General features: G+C 62.6%; 20 protein-coding genes and 1 tRNA gene. 11 read left to right on the top strand and 10 right to left on the bottom strand.

Annotated elements, in window-relative coordinates:
- Positions 1 to 14: 14 nt before the first annotated feature.
- A complete protein-coding gene (locus RHIZ70P_RS12440; protein WP_115670634.1) occupies positions 15 to 596 on the top strand; it encodes an NYN domain-containing protein in 582 nt (193 codons plus the stop codon).
- Positions 597 to 925: 329 nt separating this feature from the next.
- Positions 926 to 2,440 (top strand): globin-coupled sensor protein, encoded by a 1,515-nt coding sequence (locus tag RHIZ70P_RS12435; RefSeq protein ID WP_115670633.1) that lies wholly within the window; start codon positions 926 to 928, stop codon positions 2,438 to 2,440.
- A 72-nt stretch (positions 2,441 to 2,512) separates the two neighbouring features.
- On the opposite strand, the gene RHIZ70P_RS12430 is transcribed toward RHIZ70P_RS12435, so the two are convergent.
- The 3 genes from RHIZ70P_RS12430 to dapA form a co-directional block, all read right to left on the bottom strand.
- Positions 2,513 to 2,929, bottom strand: a complete 417-nt coding sequence (locus RHIZ70P_RS12430) for a DUF3830 family protein (RefSeq protein WP_115670632.1) — start codon at positions 2,927 to 2,929, stop codon at positions 2,513 to 2,515.
- 8 nt (positions 2,930 to 2,937) lie between these two features.
- Positions 2,938 to 3,417 carry an SsrA-binding protein SmpB gene (gene smpB, locus RHIZ70P_RS12425; RefSeq protein ID WP_115670631.1) on the bottom strand — a complete coding sequence of 160 codons (480 nt, stop codon included), beginning with the start codon at positions 3,415 to 3,417 and terminating at the stop codon, positions 2,938 to 2,940.
- A gap of 152 nt (positions 3,418 to 3,569) precedes the next feature.
- Complete coding sequence (dapA, locus tag RHIZ70P_RS12420; protein WP_115670849.1) at positions 3,570 to 4,454, bottom strand: 4-hydroxy-tetrahydrodipicolinate synthase; 885 nt, start codon at positions 4,452 to 4,454, stop codon at positions 3,570 to 3,572.
- A 220-nt stretch (positions 4,455 to 4,674) separates the two neighbouring features.
- On the opposite strand from dapA, the gene RHIZ70P_RS12415 reads away from it, so the two are divergent.
- Both RHIZ70P_RS12415 and RHIZ70P_RS12410 read left to right on the top strand, forming a co-directional pair.
- A complete protein-coding gene (locus RHIZ70P_RS12415) occupies positions 4,675 to 6,741 on the top strand; it encodes a lytic transglycosylase domain-containing protein (protein ID WP_115670848.1) in 2,067 nt (688 codons plus the stop codon).
- An 86-nt stretch (positions 6,742 to 6,827) separates the two neighbouring features.
- Positions 6,828 to 7,715 carry an alpha/beta fold hydrolase gene (locus RHIZ70P_RS12410; RefSeq protein ID WP_115670630.1) on the top strand — a complete coding sequence of 296 codons (888 nt, stop codon included), beginning with the start codon at positions 6,828 to 6,830 and terminating at the stop codon, positions 7,713 to 7,715.
- Between the two features lie 160 nt (positions 7,716 to 7,875).
- Here RHIZ70P_RS12410 and RHIZ70P_RS12405 read toward each other — a convergent pair whose 3' ends face one another.
- Positions 7,876 to 8,871 carry a porin gene (locus RHIZ70P_RS12405; protein ID WP_115670629.1) on the bottom strand — a complete coding sequence of 332 codons (996 nt, stop codon included), beginning with the start codon at positions 8,869 to 8,871 and terminating at the stop codon, positions 7,876 to 7,878.
- Between the two features lie 645 nt (positions 8,872 to 9,516).
- Here RHIZ70P_RS12405 and RHIZ70P_RS12400 point away from each other — a divergent pair.
- The 3 genes from RHIZ70P_RS12400 (at position 9,517) to RHIZ70P_RS12390 (ending at position 13,233) form a co-directional block, all read left to right on the top strand.
- A tRNA-Ser gene (locus RHIZ70P_RS12400) sits at positions 9,517 to 9,607 on the top strand.
- Between the two features lie 308 nt (positions 9,608 to 9,915).
- Positions 9,916 to 10,911 carry a porin gene (locus RHIZ70P_RS12395; protein WP_115670628.1) on the top strand — a complete coding sequence of 332 codons (996 nt, stop codon included), beginning with the start codon at positions 9,916 to 9,918 and terminating at the stop codon, positions 10,909 to 10,911.
- A gap of 468 nt (positions 10,912 to 11,379) precedes the next feature.
- Positions 11,380 to 13,233 (top strand): methyl-accepting chemotaxis protein, encoded by a 1,854-nt coding sequence (locus RHIZ70P_RS12390; protein ID WP_181904010.1) that lies wholly within the window; start codon positions 11,380 to 11,382, stop codon positions 13,231 to 13,233.
- On the opposite strand, the gene RHIZ70P_RS12385 is transcribed toward RHIZ70P_RS12390, so the two are convergent.
- Both RHIZ70P_RS12385 and RHIZ70P_RS12380 read right to left on the bottom strand, forming a co-directional pair.
- Positions 13,230 to 14,447 carry an NAD(P)/FAD-dependent oxidoreductase gene (locus tag RHIZ70P_RS12385; protein ID WP_115670847.1) on the bottom strand — a complete coding sequence of 406 codons (1,218 nt, stop codon included), beginning with the start codon at positions 14,445 to 14,447 and terminating at the stop codon, positions 13,230 to 13,232. The two genes, RHIZ70P_RS12390 and RHIZ70P_RS12385, sit on opposite strands and share 4 nt — an antisense overlap.
- Positions 14,448 to 14,642: 195 nt before the next feature.
- Entirely contained in the window at positions 14,643 to 15,083 is a 441-nt protein-coding gene (locus RHIZ70P_RS12380) for a glyoxalase superfamily protein (protein WP_115670626.1), read from the bottom strand.
- A 335-nt stretch (positions 15,084 to 15,418) separates the two neighbouring features.
- On the opposite strand from RHIZ70P_RS12380, the gene RHIZ70P_RS12375 reads away from it, so the two are divergent.
- A complete protein-coding gene (locus RHIZ70P_RS12375; RefSeq protein ID WP_115670625.1) occupies positions 15,419 to 15,766 on the top strand; it encodes a hypothetical protein in 348 nt (115 codons plus the stop codon).
- Positions 15,767 to 15,856: 90 nt separating this feature from the next.
- Here RHIZ70P_RS12375 and RHIZ70P_RS12370 read toward each other — a convergent pair whose 3' ends face one another.
- Both RHIZ70P_RS12370 and RHIZ70P_RS12365 read right to left on the bottom strand, forming a co-directional pair.
- On the bottom strand, positions 15,857 to 16,309 hold the full coding sequence (locus RHIZ70P_RS12370; protein WP_115670624.1) for a host attachment protein: 453 nt from the start codon (positions 16,307 to 16,309) through the stop codon (positions 15,857 to 15,859).
- A gap of 99 nt (positions 16,310 to 16,408) precedes the next feature.
- A complete protein-coding gene (locus RHIZ70P_RS12365; protein ID WP_181904009.1) occupies positions 16,409 to 17,959 on the bottom strand; it encodes a right-handed parallel beta-helix repeat-containing protein in 1,551 nt (516 codons plus the stop codon).
- Between the two features lie 249 nt (positions 17,960 to 18,208).
- Here RHIZ70P_RS12365 and RHIZ70P_RS12360 point away from each other — a divergent pair, with 249 nt between their 5' ends.
- Both RHIZ70P_RS12360 and RHIZ70P_RS12355 read left to right on the top strand, forming a co-directional pair.
- Entirely contained in the window at positions 18,209 to 18,592 is a 384-nt protein-coding gene (locus RHIZ70P_RS12360) for a PilZ domain-containing protein (RefSeq protein ID WP_115670622.1), read from the top strand.
- Positions 18,593 to 18,719: 127 nt separating this feature from the next.
- A complete protein-coding gene (locus tag RHIZ70P_RS12355) occupies positions 18,720 to 19,829 on the top strand; it encodes a pyridoxal phosphate-dependent aminotransferase (protein WP_115670621.1) in 1,110 nt (369 codons plus the stop codon).
- Positions 19,830 to 20,002: 173 nt separating this feature from the next.
- Here the strand turns inward: RHIZ70P_RS12355 and RHIZ70P_RS12350 are convergent, their stop codons facing one another.
- Positions 20,003 to 20,269, bottom strand: coding sequence for a sel1 repeat family protein (locus RHIZ70P_RS12350; protein WP_115670620.1), 267 nt, complete (start codon positions 20,267 to 20,269; stop codon positions 20,003 to 20,005).
- A gap of 537 nt (positions 20,270 to 20,806) precedes the next feature.
- On the opposite strand from RHIZ70P_RS12350, the gene RHIZ70P_RS12345 reads away from it, so the two are divergent.
- Complete coding sequence (locus RHIZ70P_RS12345) at positions 20,807 to 21,148, top strand: DUF2147 domain-containing protein (protein WP_115670619.1); 342 nt, start codon at positions 20,807 to 20,809, stop codon at positions 21,146 to 21,148.
- A gap of 74 nt (positions 21,149 to 21,222) precedes the next feature.
- Here the strand turns inward: RHIZ70P_RS12345 and RHIZ70P_RS12340 are convergent, their stop codons facing one another.
- Positions 21,223 to 21,915 (bottom strand): glutathione S-transferase family protein, encoded by a 693-nt coding sequence (locus RHIZ70P_RS12340; protein WP_115670618.1) that lies wholly within the window; start codon positions 21,913 to 21,915, stop codon positions 21,223 to 21,225.
- Between the last annotated feature and the right edge of the window lie 95 nt (positions 21,916 to 22,010).

Here is a 22,010-nt window from a genome sequence, read left to right as displayed (position 1 = left end):
AGGAATTTGGCACGATGTTTGATCCCCGGGAAAAAATCGCACTCTTCATCGACGGCGCGAACCTCTATGCGGCATCGAAGAGCCTCGGCTTCGACATCGACTATCGTAAATTGCTAAAGGCGTTCCAGAAACGCGGCTATCTGCTACGCGCCTACTACTACACCGCACTGATCGAGGATCAGGAATATTCCTCGATCCGCCCCCTGATCGATTGGCTCGACTATAACGGCTACAAGGTCATCACCAAGCCGGCGAAGGAGTTCACCGACTCGATGGGCCGCCGCAAGGTCAAGGGCAACATGGACATCGAACTGGCGATCGACGCCATGGAACAGTCCGAGACGGTCGACCATCTGGTCATCTTCTCCGGCGACGGCGATTTCACCACCCTGGTCGAGGCATTGCAGCGCAAGGGCCGCAAGGTCTCGGTGGTCTCCACCATGGCGACCCAGCCGCCGATGATCGCCGACGACCTGCGCAGGCAGTCGGACCATTTCATCGACCTGATCTCGCTCAAGGCCGAGATCGGCCGCGATCCGAGCGAACGCCCGGTTCGCCAGGTCGAGCCCGCGCCCGCCTCCGAAACCGAAGCGTGATCCAGGTCAGCCTCTGCTGACGGCCAATGCGCGACGCCTGAAAAGGCGCGTCTGGGGCCAACATCGAGAAACGCCCTGTGGCGGTAATTACGTCATTGAAAACAATCAACAAACAGACGTGCCTCGCGGACCGGTAGGGTGGCGCGGTCGATGCTGAATTGTTTTTCGGCCCAGCATTTTTTGATCATTGCCAATTAATTCATGCGTTTCAAATGTCTGATTCATCCTTCCTTAATCACGCTAAAGCTACGGCCGCGTCTCGTGATTTACTGCCGCCTCCGACGAGCCTATCACGGCCGCCACCATCAATTTAATTATAGGTCATAAACATGTCCGCCTTTCATCGCCCGACCGCCCACCTGCACGACCGGTTGCATTTCCTCGGTCTCGGCAGTGCCGAAAGGCAGCGGCTCGCCAGCCTGCAGCCGTTGATCCGGCAGGCCATCGGCCCGGCCCTGGACGCGTTCTACGGCATGGCGAAATCCCATGGGGAAACGGCACGTTTCTTCGCCAGTGATGCCCACATCGCCCATGCCAAACAGAAGCAGGAGCAGCACTGGTCGCTCATCAGTTCCGGCAAGCTGGATGACCAGTATGTCGAGGCGGTGTCGAAGATCGGGCGAACCCATGCGCGGTTGGGGCTAGAGCCCCGCTGGTACATCGGTGCCTATGCCCTGGTCCTGGAGGGCATCATGGAAGCCCTGATCGCCGATGAGATGAAAGGTTTGCTGCAGCGGCGCAAGGCGAAACGCCTGGCCGAGAACCTGACGACAATCGTAAAGGCGGCCATGCTGGACATGGACTATTCCATATCGGTCTATCTCGACACCCTGGCCGAGGAGCGGGCGCGTGCCGAGGAGGAACGCCAGAGGCTTGAACATGAGCAGGACGTGGCGCTCGACGCTCTCGATGCCGCGCTCGTGCGGCTCAGCAACCATGACCTGACGGCCACTGTCGAAGGTGAACTGGCGCCGCGCTTCGACAGACTGCGTATGAACTTCAATACCACCGTGCAGACGCTCGGCGCTGCCTTTGCAGAGATTTCCGGCGAGGCTGCCCGCACGGCCGCCAATACGCGAGAGCTGACCCGGGCGACCGACGAGATGGCTCGGCGGACCGAGCAGCAGGCAGCCGCGCTCGAGCAGACGGCGGCGGCTCTCGACGAGATCACAACGGTTGCCCAGCAGACCGCGCAACGCACGCGGGAAGCCCGCGAAGCAGTCACGGCCTCGGCCGACGAAGCCGTGCGTTCCGGTCTGGTGGTCGACGAGGCGATCGAGGCCATGGGCGACATCGAGTCTTCCTCGAAGAAGATCACCCAGATCATCAGCGTCATCGACGAGATCTCGTTCCAGACCAATCTGCTGGCGCTGAATGCCGGGGTCGAGGCCGCGCGGGCCGGCGAAAGCGGTCGCGGCTTTGCCGTCGTCGCCCAGGAAGTGCGCGAACTGGCTCAGCGCTCCGCGGCCGCGGCAAAGGAGATCAAGGTCCTGATCGATCGTTCGTCACAGGACGTGGCCCGGGGTGTCGGCCTCGTCAACAAGACGGGTGCGGCCCTCAAAACGATCGGCACGCAGGTGCAGGCCGTCAACACCCATATCGCAGCGATCACGACGTCGTCCCAGGAGCAGTCGGCGGGCATTGCCGAGATCAATACGGCCATCAACAGCATGGACCAGATGACCCAGCAGAACGCCGCGATGGTGGAAGAAACACACGCCTCCACACAATCGCTTCTGCAGATCTCCCAGGAGCTCAATCTTCTGGTGCAGCGCTTCACGCTTTCCCGGGCCATGCCGATCACCGCACCAGCGCAGGACTACCGGCCGCGCTACGCCGCCTAGAGTTTGTCAGGGAGAAGCGGGATCCGGTTTTTCCCGAAGAGACAATGCCGTGCCCCCTCGGGGCGCGGCTTGTCAGATCGCTTCGAAACGGATCGGCTGGGCGCCCTGCCACAACACCATCCGGCCCATGGTTTCCAGGTTCTCAGCTCCGTCGACCACGGTGAGGAAATGATTTCCGGCAAGCGCGCCCATCTTGCTGGCGAAATGGGAACTGCCATAGGCGAAGAGAAGTTCGGTTTCGCTATAGCCGCCCGGATAGAGCAGGATGTCGCCGCGTGACGGGTGGCAGGTGTGGTTCTCGAACCCGGCACCGAACTGAAAGTCGCCGAGCGGCACCCAGACGGCCTCGCCGCTCCAGCGGGAATGGATCGTCTGATTGTGGAACGGCAGGAAGGTCTCGAATATCCGGCAGGTCTCCGGTGCCTTCTGCCGCTCGAAGCGCGCGGTGAAGATGAAGGGGCCGACACTGACTTTCAGCAGATCAGTCATTCTCTCACTCAGCCGCCGGTCTTCAGCAGTCGCGATTTCTGCCGGTTCCAGTCGCGTTCCTTCTCCGTCTCGCGCTTGTCGTGCAGCTTCTTGCCCTTGGCGAGCGCCAGTTCGAGCTTGGCGCGGCCCTTCTCGTTGAAATAGATCTTGAGCGGGACCAGCGTCATGCCCTCGCGATTGATCGCCTGACGCAGCCGGTTGATCTCGCGCTTGTTGAGCAGAAGCTTGCGGCGGCGGCGCGGTTCATGGTTGAAGCGATTGGCCTGGAGATATTCCGGCAAATGCGAATTGATCAGCCAGATCTCATCGCCCTCGTCCGAGGCATAGGATTCGGCGATGTTCGCCTTGCCTTCGCGCAACGACTTGACCTCGGTTCCGGTCAACTGGAGACCGGCCTCGTAGGTGTCGATGATCTCGTAGTTGAAGCGGGCCTTGCGGTTTTCCGCGACAATCTTGTTGACGGTGCGCTGGCTGCCTCTGGGTGCCATTATGATGATCCGATCCGCCCGGAATGCTTGTTGTTGGCCGGGCGGCGGGCATCCGTCCGGCTCTTGTCGTCATTATGTAATATAGCGCCTCGGGCAAAAAAAGAAGCCGGACGGAAAACCGCCCGGCCCGTTCACTTCAAGGAATTGCCCGCTCAGCCGAGAAGACCGGCGTGCTTCAGCGCCGCGTCGATCGCAGCCTCGGTCGAGGCTTCCAGCGTCGGCAGAAGCGGCAGCCGCACCGCGCGGTTCATCCGGCCGAGCCTGGACAGCGCATATTTCGCCCCGCACAGACCCGGCTCCAGGAAGATCGCCTTGTGCAGCGGCATCAGGCGATCCTGGTAGGCCAGCGCCTTCTTGTAATCGCCGGAAAGCGTCGCCGCCTGGAACTCCGCACAGAGCTTCGGCGCGACATTGGCGGTGACCGAGATACAGCCGACGCCGCCATGGGCGTTGAAGCCGAGCGCCGTCGCATCCTCGCCCGAAAGCTGGATGAAGTCGTTGCCGCAGGTGATCCGCTGCTCGGAGACACGCTCAAGCTTGCCGGTCGCATCCTTGACGCCGACGATGTTCTTGTGGGCCTTGGCCAGCACACCCATGGTCTCCGGGCTCATGTCGACGACCGAGCGGCCGGGAATGTTGTAGATGAAGATCGGCAGCGTGACGGCGTCGGCGATCGCGGCAAAATGGGCGACGAGGCCTTTCTGCGTCGGCTTGTTGTAATAGGGCGTGACGACCAGCAGCGCATCGGCGCCGACCTTTTCGGCATGCTGGGCAAGCTCGATGGCTTCGCGGGTATTGTTCGAGCCTGCGCCGGCGATGACCGGCACGCGCTTGTTCGCCGCTTCGATGCACAGTTCTACGACCCGTTTATGCTCGGCATGGGAAAGCGTCGGCGATTCACCGGTGGTGCCGACCGGCACCAGGCCGCTGGACCCCTCGGTGATCTGCCAATCCACATGGGCGGCAAAGGACTGCTCGTCGACGGTGCCGCTTTCGGTGAAAGGGGTGACGAGTGCGGGAATGGATCCCTGGAACATGCAGTAAAACTCCTTCAGGCCGACATCCATGCTTCGGCCGCATTCCTTGGCTACAAAGCGCGCACATTACTTGGCCGGCACGGGCGCGACAAGCCGAGCGGCGGGGCTTTTGTTTCGGTTTCCCACGCCTGACAGATCATATTTTGCCTGTCCGCTAGGATTTCGTTAATCTTGCGAATGACTAATGGAGGACATGCGCATTTTTCAGCGGGCAATCGAGATGAGGAAGACCACTCTCCTCGCATCCGTCGTCGGTTTCAGCCTCACGGCGCTCGCCTTCGCCAGCGAGCCCCTTGATCCGGCCGCCGCGCCCGTACCCTCTCCCAAGCCCTCCATGCCCCAGGCCGCCGTCGCCCCGCCGCCTTCACTGGAAATCACCGGCACCATCCCGCGCGGTGCCAGGATCAATTCGGCAAGCCCGCTCTTGAAGGCGGGTCTCGACGCCCTGTCCGACCGCAAGGCGGCGGAGGCGCTTGCCATTCGCGACCGCCTGCCCGCCGGCCTGGATAGGCACATGCTCACCTGGTCGATCGCCGTCTCCGGCCTGCCCGGCGTCGCCTCGTCGGAAATCGCCAGGGCGCAGCGGGAACTGCAGGGCTGGCCGGGCCTCAAGGCCTTTCGCGCCGGTTCCGAGCGGGCGCTCTACCGCGAAGATCCCCCGGCCGAAGAGGTGATCGCCGCCTTCGGTGCGACCGCACCAGAGACCGCGGAGGGAGCGATCGTGCTCGCCCGCGCGCTGCTCGCCACCGGGCAGAAGGCAAAGGCGGCCGAGGTCGTCCAAAAGCCGTGGCGCGAAGACCTGCTCGACACGGCCATGGAAGACCGCATCCTGAAGGCGTTTTCCGACCTGTTGACCGTGGCCGACCACAAGGCCCGCATGGACTACCTGCTTTATCGCGGGCGCACGGCGCAGGCGAAACGCTTCTCTTCGCTCGGCGAGGCGCAATCTCTCTACAATGCCTGGGTCGCGGTGCTGACCAGATCGTCCAAGGCGACGGCGCTGCTTGCGGCCGTCGATCCGCGCTGGCGTGCCGATCCGGGCTATCTGTTTGCGCGCATCGAACACCTGCGCCATCAGGAAAAATATGAGGAGGCGGCAAAGCTGATCGCTGCTGCGCCGCGCGATCCGGCGAAGCTGATCAATACCGGCGAGTGGTGGAACGAGCAGCGCATCGTTGCGCGCGGGCTTGCCGACCGGGGCAAGTTCAAGGCGGCCTACGAAATCACCTCGAAGCACTCGGCCACCGAACGCATCGACGTCGTCGACGCCGAATTCCATGCCGGATGGTATGCCCTGCGTCATCTGCAGGACCCCAATGCGGCCGCCGGCCATTTCGCCAAGATCCTGCAGGTGTCCGACAGGCCGCTTTCGGCGTCGCGCGCCTGGTATTGGCTCGGCCGCACATCGGAGGTCGCCGGGGACGGCAAGGCGCAGGAACATTTCACCCGGGCGGCACGCTTTGCCAGCACCTTCTACGGTCAACTCGCCGCCGCACGACTGAAAAACAGCCGGCTCGACATTCCCTATCCGATGCCGAGCGCCGAGGACAAGCAGAGCTTTGCGCGACGCGAGGCCGTGCAGGCGATCGCCCGCTATGAGGCGGCCGGGCACGCCTGGCGCGCCGAGAGCCTCTACCGCGCCTTGGCCGAACAACTCGACCGGCCGGGCGAGCTGGCGCTCCTGACGGCGAAGGCCGAACGATCCGGCGATCACCATTTGTCGCTGCAGATCGGCAAGATCGCCTATGCACGCGGCATCAACGTGCCGGCGCTGGCCTTCCCGGTCGGCGTTATTCCGGCCTCGGCCAATATCGAGGGATCGGGCAAGGCGTTGGCCTATGCGATTGCCCGGCAGGAAAGCGCATTCAATCCGGCGGCGGTCTCGCCGGCCGATGCGCGGGGCCTTCTGCAACTGATGCCGGGGACGGCCAAGGCGGTTGCCAAGCGCCACGGTCTTGCCTTTGCGCCGGAAAAGCTGACCCGCGATGCGGGTTATAACGCCACCCTTGGCGCCCATTACCTCGGCGAACAGATCGACGCCTTCGACGGGTCCTACATCCTGACCTTCATCGCCTATAATGCCGGGCCGAAGCGCGTTCCGGAATGGATCGCCCGCTACGGCGACCCCCGGGGCAAGCCGATCGACGAGGTGGTCGACTGGATCGAGCGCATCCCCTTCCCCGAGACGCGAAACTACGTCCAGCGGATCATGGAAAACTACCAGATCTACAAGAGCAGGCTCGGCCAGACGTCGGATATCGTCGCCGATCTGCGCTTTGGGCGGTAACGTCTGCAGTCCCTGACTGAACTCCGACTTTGGCAGCCGGCAAAACTGCGCTAGATCAGTCTTGCGGCACCGAACCGGAGGGCGGGATGACAGGCAGGGACAAAGAGGATTTCGCGACCCGTTTCATTCGGACTGCGGACGGTCTTTCGCTCCACATCCGGAGCTATGGCGAAGACCTGCCCAGCCCCCCGGTGGTCTGCCTGCCGGGCCTCACCCGCAATTCCCGTGATTTCCACCAGCTTGCGGTGATTCTCTCGCAATCCGCCAATCCGTCGCGGGTGATAACCGTTGATTCGCGCGGTCGCGGACTGTCCGATCGCGACAGCGACAAGAGCCACTATGCGCTTCCCGTCGAGGCGCTCGACGTCATCACCGTCCTCGACACATTGGCCATCGACCGCGCCGCCTTCATCGGCACCTCGCGCGGCGGGCTGATTCTCCATCTTCTCACCGCAAGCCACCCCGAACGCCTTGCCGCCGTTGTGCTCAACGATATCGGCCCGGTGATCGAACGGCAGGGGCTGGAGCAGATACAGGCCTATCTCGGGCGTGAGCAGAAGGCGCCAAACGACATGGACGAGGCCGCCGCCGTGCTGCGCGCCATCCACGGCGACGCCTTTCCGGCACTTCGACCGGAAGACTGGCGCGACATGGCCGATGCGATCTACCGCGAGATCGACGGCCGGATCGTTGCCGATTTCGACCCGGCCATCGCCGCGCAGATGGCCAGCGCCGACCTCAGCCAGCCGGTTGCCGATCTATGGGCGAATTTCGAGGCGTTTGGCCGCACGCCACTGATGGCGATCCGCGGCGAGACGTCAAAGCTTTTGTCGCCCGAGACGCTGGACAAAATGGCATCGCGGCATCCGGGACTGATCAGCGTCACGGCCAAGGGACAGGGGCACGCCCCGATCCTGCATCTGGATGGCCTGGCGGCGCGCATCGGCGAATTCTTCACCGCCGCGCTGGCCTGAGCCGGGCACCGCGGCGCCCGACGACACGTTTCAATTTCCCGACAGAGCCTACCCCGCCACGATTCGCGGCGCGCCCGAGCGAGCCGCATCCTTGGCTCAGCCCAAACGGAAAAAGCCCGGTCTTGCGACCGGGCTTTCCCTATAAGATCCGGAGATCCTATTAGAACGAACGCTGCAGGCGAACGTAACCGGTCCAGACGCCATCGGCGGCTGCATCTTCGTCGAAGTAGTTGGCAGTCGTCTTGAATGCCAGACCTTCGGCAACCTGGTAGTCGAGCGTTACGCCAGCCTTCCAAGCGTCGTTGCCGTCGACGAAACCGTAATCCCAGAAGTACTGGGCAGCCGGGGTCAGCTTGAGCTTGTCGGTCAGCTTGGCTGCGTATTCGGCAGCAACCGTCCACTCAGCTGCGCTGTAGTACTCATTGATGCCGGTCGAGTACACGCCAGCAACGCCGAGGGTGCCCGGGCCGATGTCGGCGGTGACGATCAGGCGAACGGCGCCTTCTTCGCGAGCGAAGTCATAACCACCGAGCAGGGCAGCGTTGGCAACGCCGAACGAGCCGGAAACCATGCCTTCGATGCCGATGCCGTCATTTTCGCCCGGAGCCGTGGCGTTCAGTTCGTCGATGAATACACCGGCGGTGAAGGCGTCGGAAGCATATTCGTAACCGACAGCGTTCAGACGGTTCGAACCGAGCACGTCGGTTTCACCCGACAGGCCGAGGTCCCAGTAGTTGTACATGTAACCGACCTTGAAGCCGCCAGCGGTGATGAAGGCTTCTTCGAGATAGGCAACGCCGTTGGTGTAGTCTTCGTTACCGTTGGCCAGGATCGAGATGTAGGAACCGATCGTGCCGATTTCCGAGTCGTTCTTGGCGCTGACGCGCAGTGCGCCGCGGGTAAACATGTTGAAAGCGAACTCCTCAGGAGCGCGGCCATCTACGTGCGACCAGTCGATCTGTGCACGAACGTAACCGCCGACCTTGAGGCAGGTTTCGGTGCCGGGGATGTAGAAATAGCCGGTGCCGAAAGCGTCGCAAACGCGAACGTATTCCATCGGCTCGGGCTCAGCTGCAACGATAGCGTCGGCAGCCTGTGCGCCGGTTACTGCAACGAGAGCTGCAGCGGAGCCGAGAAGAAGGCTCTTGATGTTCATATTGACCTCCAGTCAAGTTTCGTATGGGTCTGGGTTCTTTGGCTGAAGGACAGCATTCCCTGCCCCATCCCCTTCGGTTTTCAGAAGACGGACGATCCACCGCCTCGCTTCCGAAATCGAAAATACAAAACGCCGCCGGTCATGCAATCGCCAAACGGTCAAAAGCCACACAACCCATCGCCCTTCCCATCGCCCTGTTGCCGAAAGGACACAAACACGACCTCGAGACCAGCTTCGCGTTTACCTCTTGTTAAGAAACCCCTTATGAAAAAGGCACTTAGCACGCGATAGCGAGAGATCGTCGCGGCTCATTCACCGACTCACATCCCGAAACGGGACAACAAGAGAGCACCCTCTGCAGCTGAATGCAGGGCGGACCGAGTCTCGCCGAATAGCGCCGTCGCACGGTTGGGAGCCTGTCTCGACAGAATCACAAAGGCACCCAGACCTTCGAATCGACGCCTCATCGAGGTTTCGCGGAATCACTAACCATTCTCCTCGCCGGCCATCCCGGAGACGGTATCGAGCAAGGCGACCGCATCCGACCTTTTATATAGACACGGGCGTGAGACAGCGTCCGTAAAATGCGGGCCACGACGAAAAGACCTTGCATTCGCCCCATCAAGCAAATAATCAGGCCGCACCGGAGAGGTGGCCGAGTGGTCGAAGGCGCTCCCCTGCTAAGGGAGTATACGTCAAAAGCGTATCGAGGGTTCGAATCCCTTCCTCTCCGCCATCATCAAACTCTCCGCCATCATCAAAATTGCCCCACCATCGGAACGCCTGCCGGGATCGTGTGCGTCCACCCATATGCCGCCCACCGGACACCTCAAGAGTGCGCGATTTTGGCAACAGCTTGAGGGAAATAAGACGAACTGTTTCCCCTTGCATGTTTTTGACGCTTACATGACAGCCGCATTTGCGTATTCTGTTTACAGGAAGCGAGGCGGTGGATCGTCCGTCTTCCTTAAACCAGAGAATGGGTTTCAGGAGCGGTCTCCCAGCGTTTCGCCTTGACCCATCCGAACTTGACCGGAGATCATTATGAACATCAAGAGCCTCCTTATCGGCTCCGCTGCAGCTCTCGCTGTAGTATCTGGCGCGCAGGCTGCCGACGCTATCGTCGCCGCTGAACCCGAGCCGATGGAATACGTTCGCGTTTGCGACGCTTTCGGCACTGGCTATTTCTACATCCCGGGCACCGAAACCTGCCTCAAGATCGGCGGTTACGTTCGTGCGCAGATCGACTGGTCGCATGTAGACGGTCGCGTTCCTGAGGAATTCGCCGTCAACATGTGGACCCGCGGCGCACTGCGCGTCAGCGCCATGAACGACTCGGAAATCGGCACGATCGGCTCCTACATCTCGATCCTGGCCGAAGGCAACGAAGACTACACGAATGAGGCTGCCTACCTCGAAGAAGCCTACATCACCGCTGGCGGCTTCAAGGTCGGTTACATGTACAACTACTGGGACAACGATCTGTCGGGTGAAACCGACGTGCTCGGTTCGAACCGCCTGAACGCAGTTGGTTACGAGTACTCGTCCGACGCCTTCACCGCCGGCGTATTCATCGACGAACTGCGGGCAACGGCTCCGGGCGAAAATGACGGCGTTGGTGTTGAAGCCCAGATCGCTGGCACCTTTGGCGTTGCCAATGCCGCCCTGCTCGGCGCTTACGACTTCGCTCGCGAAGAAGGCGCTGTTCGCCTGATCGTCACCGCTGACCTCGGCCCGGGCACGCTCGGTGTTGCCGGCGTCTACTCGACCGGCGTCAACCAGTACTATGACGTTGCCGAATGGACGGTTGCTGCCGAATATGCAGCCAAGCTGACCGACAAGCTCAAGCTGACCCCGGCTGCCCAGTACTTCTGGGATTACGGTTTCGTCGACGGCAACGACGCTTGGAAGGCTGGCGTAACGCTCGACTACCAGGTTGCCGAAGGTCTGGCATTCAAGACGACTGCCAACTACTTCGACGAAGATGCAGCTGCCGATGGCGTCTGGAGCGGTTTCGTTCGCCTGCAGCGCTCGTTCTAATAAGATCCCAGGATCTTATAGGGAAAGCCCGGTCGCAAGACCGGGCTTTTTCCGTTTATGAGTTTGGTCCTGCGCTGGCCAAGGCGCCACGCCTGGAGCGAGGAACGTATCCGATCTGGGATTGTGCGGAGGATGATCAGCCGAGCGCCTGCACAGTCGCTCCGTTCACCTCGTTCACATATGATCGACCGAGGGGACCTGACCGAATTCGCCGGCGCGGTCCTGTCGACGGTCAAGTCTTCCGCCATTTGACTCCCCGCCTCCCGCGAGTGTCTCCCGCCCCCCCTTTGCCCGGTTGCAGCCCTTGCTGATCAGCGTCGGACAGGCCAAACAGGTCGCCAAACCGCGACGAAAGGATCGGTAGGCCAGCGTCTTCCTTTGCGAATAATCATGGGTGACGCGAATCGAGCGGCAGCGATGAACGTCCGGGAGGGACGGTCGCCGCACCGGTTTGCCACGGGGGGTGGCATGAGGATCTTGAAGGGCCGGGGCGCGATCAGCCTTTCGGCGATCGCATCGACGCTGCTGCTGGCCGGAGCGACATGTCTCGGTATCGTCCTCTGGACCCTGGTTCCAGCGCTTGGCGCCCGGCTGGGAATGACCGCCTTTGCCGGGCGGGCGGGCGCGATCGCCGCCATCCTGCTCACCGCGGCGGCGCTGGTGCCGACGAGCCGGCGGCTGGCCGGCGCGGGTGGGACATCGCTTGACGGAATGGCGAAGACCCTCACCGAAACCGCATCCCGTGCCACGAACATGGAGATGTTGGCGCTGGCCCAGCAAAGCCTGGACAACAACCTGCAAATCCTCGAAGCGGAGCTTCGCCTGCGCGGCGAACCCCAGGTGCGCGACGGCGCGCTCTATTATGGTGATACGCGAATCAATGACGATACCGCCATCGTCGATGCGGTCCGAGACAAAGCCGGGGGAACGGCCACCATTTTCCTCGGCGACCTGCGAATCGCCACCAATGTGACCAAGCCGGACGGTAGCCGGGCGACCGGCACACGCCTGACCGCCGAGAGCGTGATCGACACGGTCTTGCACCAGGGCAAGGCGTTCCGCGGCGAGGCCGAAATTCTCGGCGAGGCCTATTACACTATCTATGAGCCGGTACTCAGTGACGGCCGCGTGGTCGGCATTCTCTATGTCGGGTTGCGCAAGGCGGAATTCGCCGCCCGTCACGGCGAAGGCGCGGGTGACACGGGCGTCGGCGACCCGGCGGCGGCAATCGCCCGCGCGCTTTCCGCGCTCGACCGCTCCGCCAGGACGCAGGAGGAGATGGCGCGGGCGGCAATCGTCCAGCGCCAGGAGGCCGAAGACCTCAGGCGACAGCACGAGGCGCGCCGCCAGGCGCAAGCCGCCGAGCAGCGCCGGGTGGTGGGGGATCTCTCGGCCGCGCTCGAGCATCTGGCGCAGGGCGACCTGACCCGGCCGATCGCAGCCCCCTTCCCGCCCGACTACGAATCACTGCGGCTGAACTACAATAGCGCCCTCCATCGGCTGCATGACGCTATCGCCGAGATTTCGAGCGGCGTCGACAGCCTGCGCGAAGGATCGAACGGCATCAGTAGCACCGCCGACCAGCTCGCCCATCGCACCGAACAGCAGGCGGCAAGCCTCGAGGAAACGGCCGCCGCGCTCAACGAGATCACCGCGACGGTGCAGGCCACCTCGGCCGGCGCCAGCAAGGCCCGGGAAGCGGTCGAAAACACCCATGCCGATGTGGAGCGCAGCGGCCGGACCATGAGCCAGGCGGTTAGCGCCATGGAGCGCATCGAGGCTTCGGCCCGCCAGATGGAACAGATCATCGGCGTGATCGACGAGATCGCCTTCCAGACCAATCTGCTCGCCCTCAATGCCGGGGTGGAGGCGGCGCGGGCGGGCGAATCGGGGCGCGGATTTGCCGTCGTTGCGCAGGAGGTGCGGGCGCTGGCCCAGCGTGCCGCCGACGCCGCCCGGGAAATCCGCCAGCTGATCTCCGGCTCGAACGAGCAGGTGGCCCTGGGCGCGAGCCTCGTCAACCAGACGGGCGAGGCCTTGAGCAAGGTGGTCGGCCAGGTCGGCGAGATCGCCCGGCTCATTTCCGAGATCGCCAGCTCGGCCGTCGAACAGGCCAACGGCCTGGAGGAGGTCAACGGCGCCGTCAACCAGATGGACCAGTTCACCCAGCAGAATGCCGTGATGGTCGAGGAGAGCAATGCCGCAAGCCATGCGATCCGCATGGAAGCCGACCGGTTGAGCGGCAAGGTTGCCGTGTTCAAAGTTGATCTGCCACCCAGCTCATCCAAGAGCACCGTCGCGGCCCGAGCGATGATTCGCTAAGCCAGCAAGAGCTTCAGCTCGCTGCTGGGATCGGCGATCAGCGCGCGGTCGGGGGTGCGGCCGATCTCCAGCAGCTTCTTGCCGGTCACATAGGCCTTGGCATCGTTGATGGCATCGACGGCGATGAATTCGCCCTTGGCGAAGTACCAGATCGACAGGCTGCCCTCGCGCCCGCCGGGGCGCACCACCGTCTCGTCATAGCCGAGGTTGAAGCCGGCGATCTGCAGCTTGACGTCGTACTGGTCGGACCAGAACCACGGCTTTGGCCGATAGGGCTCGACGCCGCCGGCCATGGCGGCGGCGGCGGCTTCCGCCTGGTCGACGGCGTTCTGCACCGATTCGAGGCGGATCTTCTGGCCCTTCCAGTCGAACACGGCGCAGTCGCCCATGGCATAGACGGAGGGATCGGAGGTGATGCCGAAGGCGTCGACGACGATGCCGTCGGCGGTCTCGATGCCTGCGCGTGCGGCCAGCCCGTCATTGGCATTGACGCCGATGCCGGCGATCACGATGTCGGCCTCGACGCGGGAGCCATCCGACAGTTCGGCCGCGACGACCCGGCCGTTTTCGCCGATCAGCCGGCCAAGCCCGGTCTTTTCGCGGATGACGACGCCGTGGCCGACGTGGATGGCGCGCATGGCGTCGGCGGTCTCCTTCGCCGCGACCCGGGCCAGAATGCGGTCGGCCATCTCGATCACGGTGACGTCCAGCCCGAGATGGCGGGCGACGGCCGCGGCCTCGAGGCCGATATAGCCTCCGCCGACGATCAGCAGACGCCGGCCCGGCTTCATCTCGACGGCCAGGCGATCGGCATCGGCCTTGTCGCGCACGGTGTAGACGCCCTGAAGATTGCCGCCGATCGTCTCCGGCAGCCGTCGCGGCGTCGCGCCGGTGGCGATCGCCAGCGTGTCATAAGATATGGTCGAGCCGTCGAACAGGCGCACGGTCTTCTCTGCCCGGTCGATGTCCTCGACAGGGGTCGACAGGCGAATCTCCACATTGTTCTCGCCGTACCAGGCCTCGGGGCGGAACAGCAGGCGATCGAAACTCATCTCGCCCAGCAGGTATTTCTTCGACAGCGGCGGGCGCTGGTAGGGAAGGCAGTCTTCCGCGCCGAGGATGGTGATCGGCCGAGTGTCCTTCAGGCTGCGCAGTTTTGCCGCCAGTGCAAAGGCCGCCTGCCCTGCCCCGATGATGACCAGTCTGCCTGTCACGTGAAGCTCCCGATGCCGGTTCTGGAAGGTCGCGCCGATCGCCGCTTTGGGCCGCGCGAGAAGGAAGGCCAAGGGGTAACGCGCCGATACCGACCCGTCAAGCTGGACGACCGATCTGCAGAAGGCCCCGCCGCCGCCCGGACAGAGAACGGCCCGGCCGGCACATCGAGCGTGCCGGCCGGGCCGGGTGGCGGGTCAAAGGTCGAGCACGAGATGCGGCCGACCGTTGGAGGTATGACGGGGCGAAACGCCCTTTCCGTCGATCGTCGCGGTGACGCGCTGGCGAAAGGCCGAGAAGCTGTCGAAGGTGACGACATCGACCGGATCGTCGAAATGCAGCGTGATCGCGTAATAGCTGCTCTGCGACAGCCGCGACAGGGAAAGCACCTTGCCGCGAAAGCGCTGGCCGAGATATTCGCCGGAAACGACCGCGCCGACGGCAACGGGGGCCGGCTCGGCATTGTCGCTGCGGGCGGCGAGCGCCGAGATGGTGTTCCAGTCGCGCGCGCCGTGGCTCTTCGCCACCAGCTCGAGTGCCGCGCTATGGGTGACGGGCGTGCCGCCGCCGGACATGGCGTCGCGCAGGCGCCGGGCCTGGGATTTCAGTTCGTCAATCGTCAGTGTGGCCATGGACATGGCAAACCTCTTTTCTCATGGCATGCGAAAAGATCGAAGGGAGCCCGCATTGCCCCCATCGCGCATGCACGCAAAAAGGGTTCATTCCATGTCTCATGAGGACTTCACCAAGGGCATATCACCCGCGGGCGGCCGGCGCCTCGAACCGGGATCACATATGGAAAGCGGGAGGGCGCCTGTCAAGTCGGCGGAGCGAGCCAGCATTGGCACGCAGTCCTGCCCCTGGCCGCTGCGGCGAAGCGCGCACTCCCTTCGTCTTTTACCTATGTCGTTCAGAAAGCGTCAGGGAAGTTGCGCTAAAATGAGACCCTAAAAAGAATCTTGGGGAGGTTGTCATGCCGCTGCAGGTCATACCGGACGCCAAACAGACCGTTCCGCCGGACAAGGTCTACGAGAAGTTCACGATCGATCGCCCCGGCAAGATTATTTTCGTCGGCCGTCATCTCAGCACCAAGAACAACCTGCGCTGCCTGATCCATTCCATCTCGCTCTACGGTGCCGAACTCGAAGTCAGCCCGCAGGTGCCCGTCCCGAGCAATTTCTTCCTGGAAATCCTCGGCATCCACGACGAGATCGGCTGCACGCTGATCCGCCGCGAGGAAGAGAAGGTCACCGTCGGCTTCAACATGCTGATCGATGCCGAATTCCTGCACCACGTCGTGCGCTTGTCCTTCGAACTCTGAAACCTGCCGAACACTGACGAATTCAGCGACAAGAGGCCTTGCGCGTTCCCGCCCAAGGCCTCTTGTCCGTTCGTGTGGCCGCAGGGCGGACTATCTCAGCGCGGCCAAATGCTTCTCGATCTCGGGAACCGTCATTTTCACAAGATCCTTGTCGACCTCGGCGCGAAGAACGCCTTCCGGCAGAGAAGCGAGTTCCGGCCGCAGGATGCCGAGCGCCTTTGGTGGCGCGACCAGGATCATCGCCTTGATTTCATGCGATTGCACGAGTTTCTCGATCTTCCCGGCGACATCTTTCAGGAAGTCCGCCTCGGCCTGCTCGTGCCAGTCGGTATCCTCCATGGCGCTGCGGCCGGCGCCCTGCGACTGGTGCACCCGGCCAGGCCGATCGGAGCCCAGATCGCGGGTGGCCTCGTCCGGCTGGGACTGGTGGTCGACGACCGTCAGGTTGACCAGGCCGGCATCGCCATCGTTGCGCAGGAAGAGTGCCTTGGCACCGTCGCAAACGATCACCCAGGATTTGTGGCCAATATCGAAACGGCTCATGACTTTCTCCCTTTTTTGCCGAGGCGGTTCCGCCTCTATTTTAATACTAGGCCCCTCTGACCGCCCGTTCAAGGCGCACCACTTGCCTTGAGGTCGCAGTCATGGCGCGGCGGAAAGCCTTGCCACCGTGGGTGCATCGAGCGGATGGTGGTCGACTGCGGCGCCGCCGTCAATGGCGCGCCCGGTCTCGGAAACGCCATCGCCGCTTGCGTCGACAAAGCCCTCCGCCGTGTCGTCGAAATCGTCATAGCGATTGCCATGGACACCGTCGTCCCATTGAGTGACAGCCGGTACGAGGCTTTGCAGCATGGCGCCCAGCATCGCCTCGCGCACCGACCGGTTGGCGCGCAACTGCTGCTTGACCGGTTCAGGATAAGGCAGGCTGTCGATCACCCCGACAAGGTCGTCGACCGTCAGCCGGCGGCCGGAGGAGTCGAAGGCGTTGGCGCCGTTCCCCGCCATGTCGTTCAGCGTCAGCATATTGTCGGATGAAGGGGTGGCAAGCGGATTGCTGCCGCCGATGCGGATGCCGTGCGCCTTGTTGTCCGCCACCGTGTTGCGATGGATGCGATTGGCATTGGAACTGACGAGAAAGATGCCGGTCTGATTTCCCGTCACCGGATTGGCGCGGATCTCGTTGCGGTCGGAGCCGCTGACGAAGATGCCGGCGCCCAGGTTTTCGAAGGACCGGTTACGGATGACGAGACTATCCTCGACGCTGCACAGGACATAGATGCCGCTGCCGATAGCCTCCCGGTCGATCACGCCGACGCCGGACAGGCCGAGGCTGGCGGCGACGGCCTTCTCCATCAGTTCCATCTGCGCGGCGTCGTGCTTTCGCTCGATCCCGGTCGCGTGGACGACATTGTCCTCAATGGTCAGACGGCGGCTGTGCCAGGTGGCGGTGATGCCGAAACTGCCATTGCCGCGCACCTCGTTGCGGGAAACGAGGATGTCCTCGCTACGCTGCGCCTTGGCATTGTCCTCGGCAATCCGGGCGACCGAGGCCGGATCGCCGAGCGTGGCGAAGGGCGAGCGGCGATCCCCGTGCAGAACATCGATGGAGATACCGGTTTCGTTGCGCAGGATCGTGTTGCCGAGGATTCGATGTTCACGGCCGCCGAAGATGGCGATGCCGTCACGACGATTATCTCCTATGAGAGAAGTCTCGATCGTCGAGCCCCTTCCGCCGAGCATCACGATACCCCAGTCATTGGCGGAAAGATGCAGGTTGGCGAGCCGGGCGCCATCCGCAGCAAGGGTTATTCCGGCATCGCCCCAGAAGAAAAAGGGATCGTCGACCTTCCCGGAATTGCGGATCTCCAGGTCTTCGACCGTCACGCCTTCGGAGCGGATCGTCAGCACCGTCCCTTGGCCGCCGCCATCGAGAACCGGACGCTCCGCGCCCTGCTGCCGTCCGCGCAGAATCACACGCCGTTCGATCAGGAAGTTGCCCATGTAGGGCCCGCCGGAAACCTCGATCGCGTCGCCGTCGCGGGCGCTGGACAGGGCATCCTGCAGGCCGTCAAAACTCTCTCCCGTCGTCACGTTGCGTATGGCGCCCGAAGCCGCAAGCGCGATCGGTCCGCAAGCCGCGCCTGCGAGCAGGCAAACGAGAGCAAGGGCCAAGCCCGAGAGCGGCTTACGCATTCGCGACATCTCCTCCATCCCTTCACATCACCCTAGATGAACGCGGATCCGCCAAAATTGATCAGGATCAACAGGAGCACCGGAGCTGAGGCCAAGGCGTGCAGGTGGCCCCCTGAGGCTCGAAATCCGATTTCCGTTGGAAAACATGGGAATTCATAAAACCTTAGTGTTCTCGTTGACCGCACCACAATGCTTTTGATGCAGCCTCCCCTTCAAGAAACCGCCGCAGGGCGCAAAAAGGGGAATGCCATGCAGGATGGAACACATCTGGCGGCAGTGAGCTCGGAAATGTACGAGCGCAAGTGGGAGCGGTTCTATGTGCGCCGGCCGGCCCGCATCATGGCCGTCAGCCCGGGCTTGAGCGGCATCACCATGCGCAGCGGCGAAGTGGTGGACATCTCCCAGGGCGGCGCTGCCCTCGAGATAACCACGACGATCGGGCTGTCATCCCACTACTATATCCAGGTGATCGGGCTCGCCGACCGGATCGGTTGCGCCGAGGTCTATCGCAACGGCAGCCGTGTGGGGGTGAAGTTCATCTGCCCCATTCCGGAACACGTGCTGCACTCCATCGTGCGCGCCGATTTCATCATGGGCGAGAGGGTCAGGCAACCCGCTCCGGCCTATCGCTAGGCGCGCCCCTTCACAGGGAGAGATATACCCGCGGACGCGGCACTTCCGGCAAGGCCTGCTCTTGCGCGGGGCGCAATTGGACCTATTGTGGACCGGATTTCAATTTTCCAGGATTCTCAAGAACAGCATGTCCGGCTTCTCGCGCTTCACCCCCTTGATCAGCGCCCTTCCCGCAACCGTGCCCTTTGTCGGGCCAGAGGCCATTGAACGGCAGCGCGGCCTACCGGTCAAAGCCCGCATCGGCGCCAATGAAAGCGGCTTCGGCCCTGCCCCGTCCGTGCTCGCGGCGATCCGAGAGAAGGCAGGCGAGATCTGGAAATACAATGATCCGGAGAACTTCGCGCTGAAGACGGCGCTCGCCACTCATCTCGGGCTTGCTCCGGCCAATTTCGTCGTCGGCGAAGGCGTCGATGACCTGCTCGGCCTAATCGTCCGGCTGATCATCGAACCCGGCATGCCCGTCGTCACCTCGTTCGGCGGCTACCCGACCTTCAACTTCCACGTCAACGGCTTTGGCGGACGGCTCGTTACCGCCCCTTATGTCAACGATCGCGAAGACCTCGACGGCCTGCTGGCGGCGGTGAAGCGGGAAAACGCGCCGCTCGTCTATTTCGCCAATCCGGACAATCCGATGGGCAGCTGGTGGGATGCCGACAGCATCGTCTCATTTGCCCGGGCGCTGCCCGAGACGACGCTGCTCATTCTCGACGAAGCCTATTGCGAGACCGCGCCCGCTGGCTCGGCGCCGCTGGCCGATGCGCTGATCGACCTGCCGAACGTGCTGCGCATGCGCACCTTCTCCAAGGCCTATGGGCTGGCCGGCGCGCGCGTCGGCTATGCCTTCGGCACGCCGGAGACGGTTCTTGCCTTCGACAAGATCCGCAACCATTTTGGCATGCCGCGCCTGTCGACCGAGGCCGCGCTCGCCGCCCTTGCCGACCAGGCCTATCTGAAGGACGTGGTTGCCCGCATCGTCTCGGCACGCGAGCGGATCGCCGCGATCGCCACGGCCAACGGGCTTGTTCCGCTCGCCTCAGCCACCAATTTCGTCGCCATCGACTGCGGTCGCGACGGCACCCATGCCCGCGCCATCGTCGACGGACTGATGCAGCATGGCGTGTTCATCCGCATGCCGGGCGTTGCCCCGCTCAATCGCTGCATCCGCGTGTCGACCGGACTGCCGGCCGACATGGACCTGTTCGAGGACGCCCTGCCCAAGGTGCTGAAGTCGCTCTGATCGGCCGGTCCTCGGGTCAAATAAAAAGTACCGCGCCGGCCTTGTTCCTGCCGGTCGCGGTTCTCATGTGTTGGCTTAAGGCCCCGTCCAAAGGTCCCCCGCCACGCTCCCCTCTCCCAGGGTTTTTCTTGTCTGTCGAACCCGGTATCATACCGGGGAATTGGCGGTGACGATCAGTGCATCGTCATCCATTCACGGGCGGCGCGCAGCGCCTCGGCGAGTTCGCCCTTGCTCATCGTCTGGGCCAGATCGGCGCGGAGTTCCGCGGCGCGCTCGCAGCCCTTGATGGCGGCGATGTTCAGCCACTTGTGCGCCGAGACGAGATCGATGGAGCAGCCGCGGCCGGTTGCATACATCAGTCCCATGTCGCAGAAGACATCGGCGCGGGTTTCGCCACCCATGGTGGCCATTTCGGAATTGTGCATTTCAAAGCGTGCCATCGGTTTTGTCCCTGTCTAGCCTAACGGTTTAAACTGTCCCTGTTTTGGCCCTTGAGAGGCCTTCCTTTGGAACCCCTGGCCGCCTGTCGCGGCGTCTTATGGGGCCTTCCGGATCGGCGGGTTTTCCCTGCTCGTTTGATGACTTCACTATGCCAAAAGGCTTTCAACGGGCGCTTAAAATCCATGATTAATTTGCTGAAAACAAAGTACAAATGCTTTGTAAACTTGGCTTTTCGTTAAGCATCGCCGCTCCTGCATTCAAAGGCTTTCGGTTCAAAATTTACGAAAGTTTCAGACATGGATTTAAACGGAACGATAACCACAAGAACGACTGGGCTTTTGCTCCAGCACGATCTGAGAGGCGAAAACGGTCTTTCCCAAGCCGCGCAAAAGCCCGCGACGGCTATTTACCTTTACGTTTGCGTAAGATAATTTTCGCTGGCTGACCCATGGACGGCCATCTGGATGGTATCGACATGCCGGCATTGGAGCGCCGGTCGGTCAGCATTGGGCTCATTTCGGGAGGAGAGTTACACAATGCGCATGATTATCGTCGCCGCGGTTGCGGCCCTGGCATTTTCGACCGCCGCGGTTCAGGCTGCCGAACCGATCGAAGGCAACTGGAAGACGGCAAGCGGCGCCACCGCGCAGATCGCGCCTTGCGGCGGCAGCTTCTGCGTGACGCTGAAGAGCGGCAAGCATGCCGGCAAGCAGATCGGCAAGATGGCCGGCGCCGGCGGCGCCTACAAGGGTACCATCACCGATCCGGATGCGGACAAGACCTATTCCGGCTCCGGCAAGGTATCCGGCAATTCACTGAAGATGCAGGGCTGCGTCATGTCGGTCTTCTGCAAGACCCAGACCTGGTCGCGTCTCTGAGACATCGCAATCGCCAAGAATGAGGAAAGGCCCGGCAAGCTTTTGCCGGGCCTTTCTTTCTAAGGACAATTGATTCAGCGCGCCTTCTGGCCGAACAGAACCTTCTTGGCCTCGTCGTCCTGGGCTATGTTCTGGCGCTTCTCCTGACCAACCGCAATGCCGCGCTCGACCGCGGGGCGCGCCATGACACGCTCGAACCAAGCCTTGAGGTTCGGGAAGTCGTCGAGGTCCTGGCCCTGGTTCTTGTGCGGCACGATCCAGCCGACACAAGCGATGTCGGCGATCGAGTAGTCCCCCGCCAGGTAGTCGCGATCGGCAAGGCGCCGGTTCATCACGCCATAAAGCCGGTTCACCTCGTTGGTGTAGCGATTGATGCCGTATTCGATCTTCTCCGGCGCATACTGGCGGAAATGATGGGCCTGGCCGGCCATCGGACCGAGCCCGCCCATCTGCCAGAACAGCCACTGGTCGACTTCGACGCGGGCCCGCTCGTCGCTCGGATAGAGCTTGCCGTATTTTCGACCGAGATATTGCAGGATGGCACCGGACTCGAAGATCGAGATCGGTTCGCCGCCCGGGCCGTCCGGATCGATGATCGCGGGCATCCGGTTGTTCGGCGCGATCTTGAGGAATTCCGGCTCGAACTGCTCGCCCTTGCCGATATTGACGTACTTGACCTCGTAGGGAACGCCGAGTTCTTCGAGCATGATGGAGATCTTCCAGCCGTTCGGCGTCGGCCAGTAATAAAGTTCGATCGGCTTGGTCATGGTCTCTCTCCGGTTCCTCGGGATGATGGTCTGGTTGTCCCAAAGAGTTAGACGCAGCCGGCGGATCTTCAAGTGAATTCCCCTTAACCGATCTG

Origin of the sequence: Paenirhizobium selenitireducens ATCC BAA-1503 (assembly GCF_900492185.1) — a bacterium.
Lineage (GTDB): Bacteria > Pseudomonadota > Alphaproteobacteria > Rhizobiales > Rhizobiaceae > Allorhizobium > Allorhizobium selenitireducens_A.
This window is presented reverse-complemented; position numbering and strand designations above follow the sequence as displayed.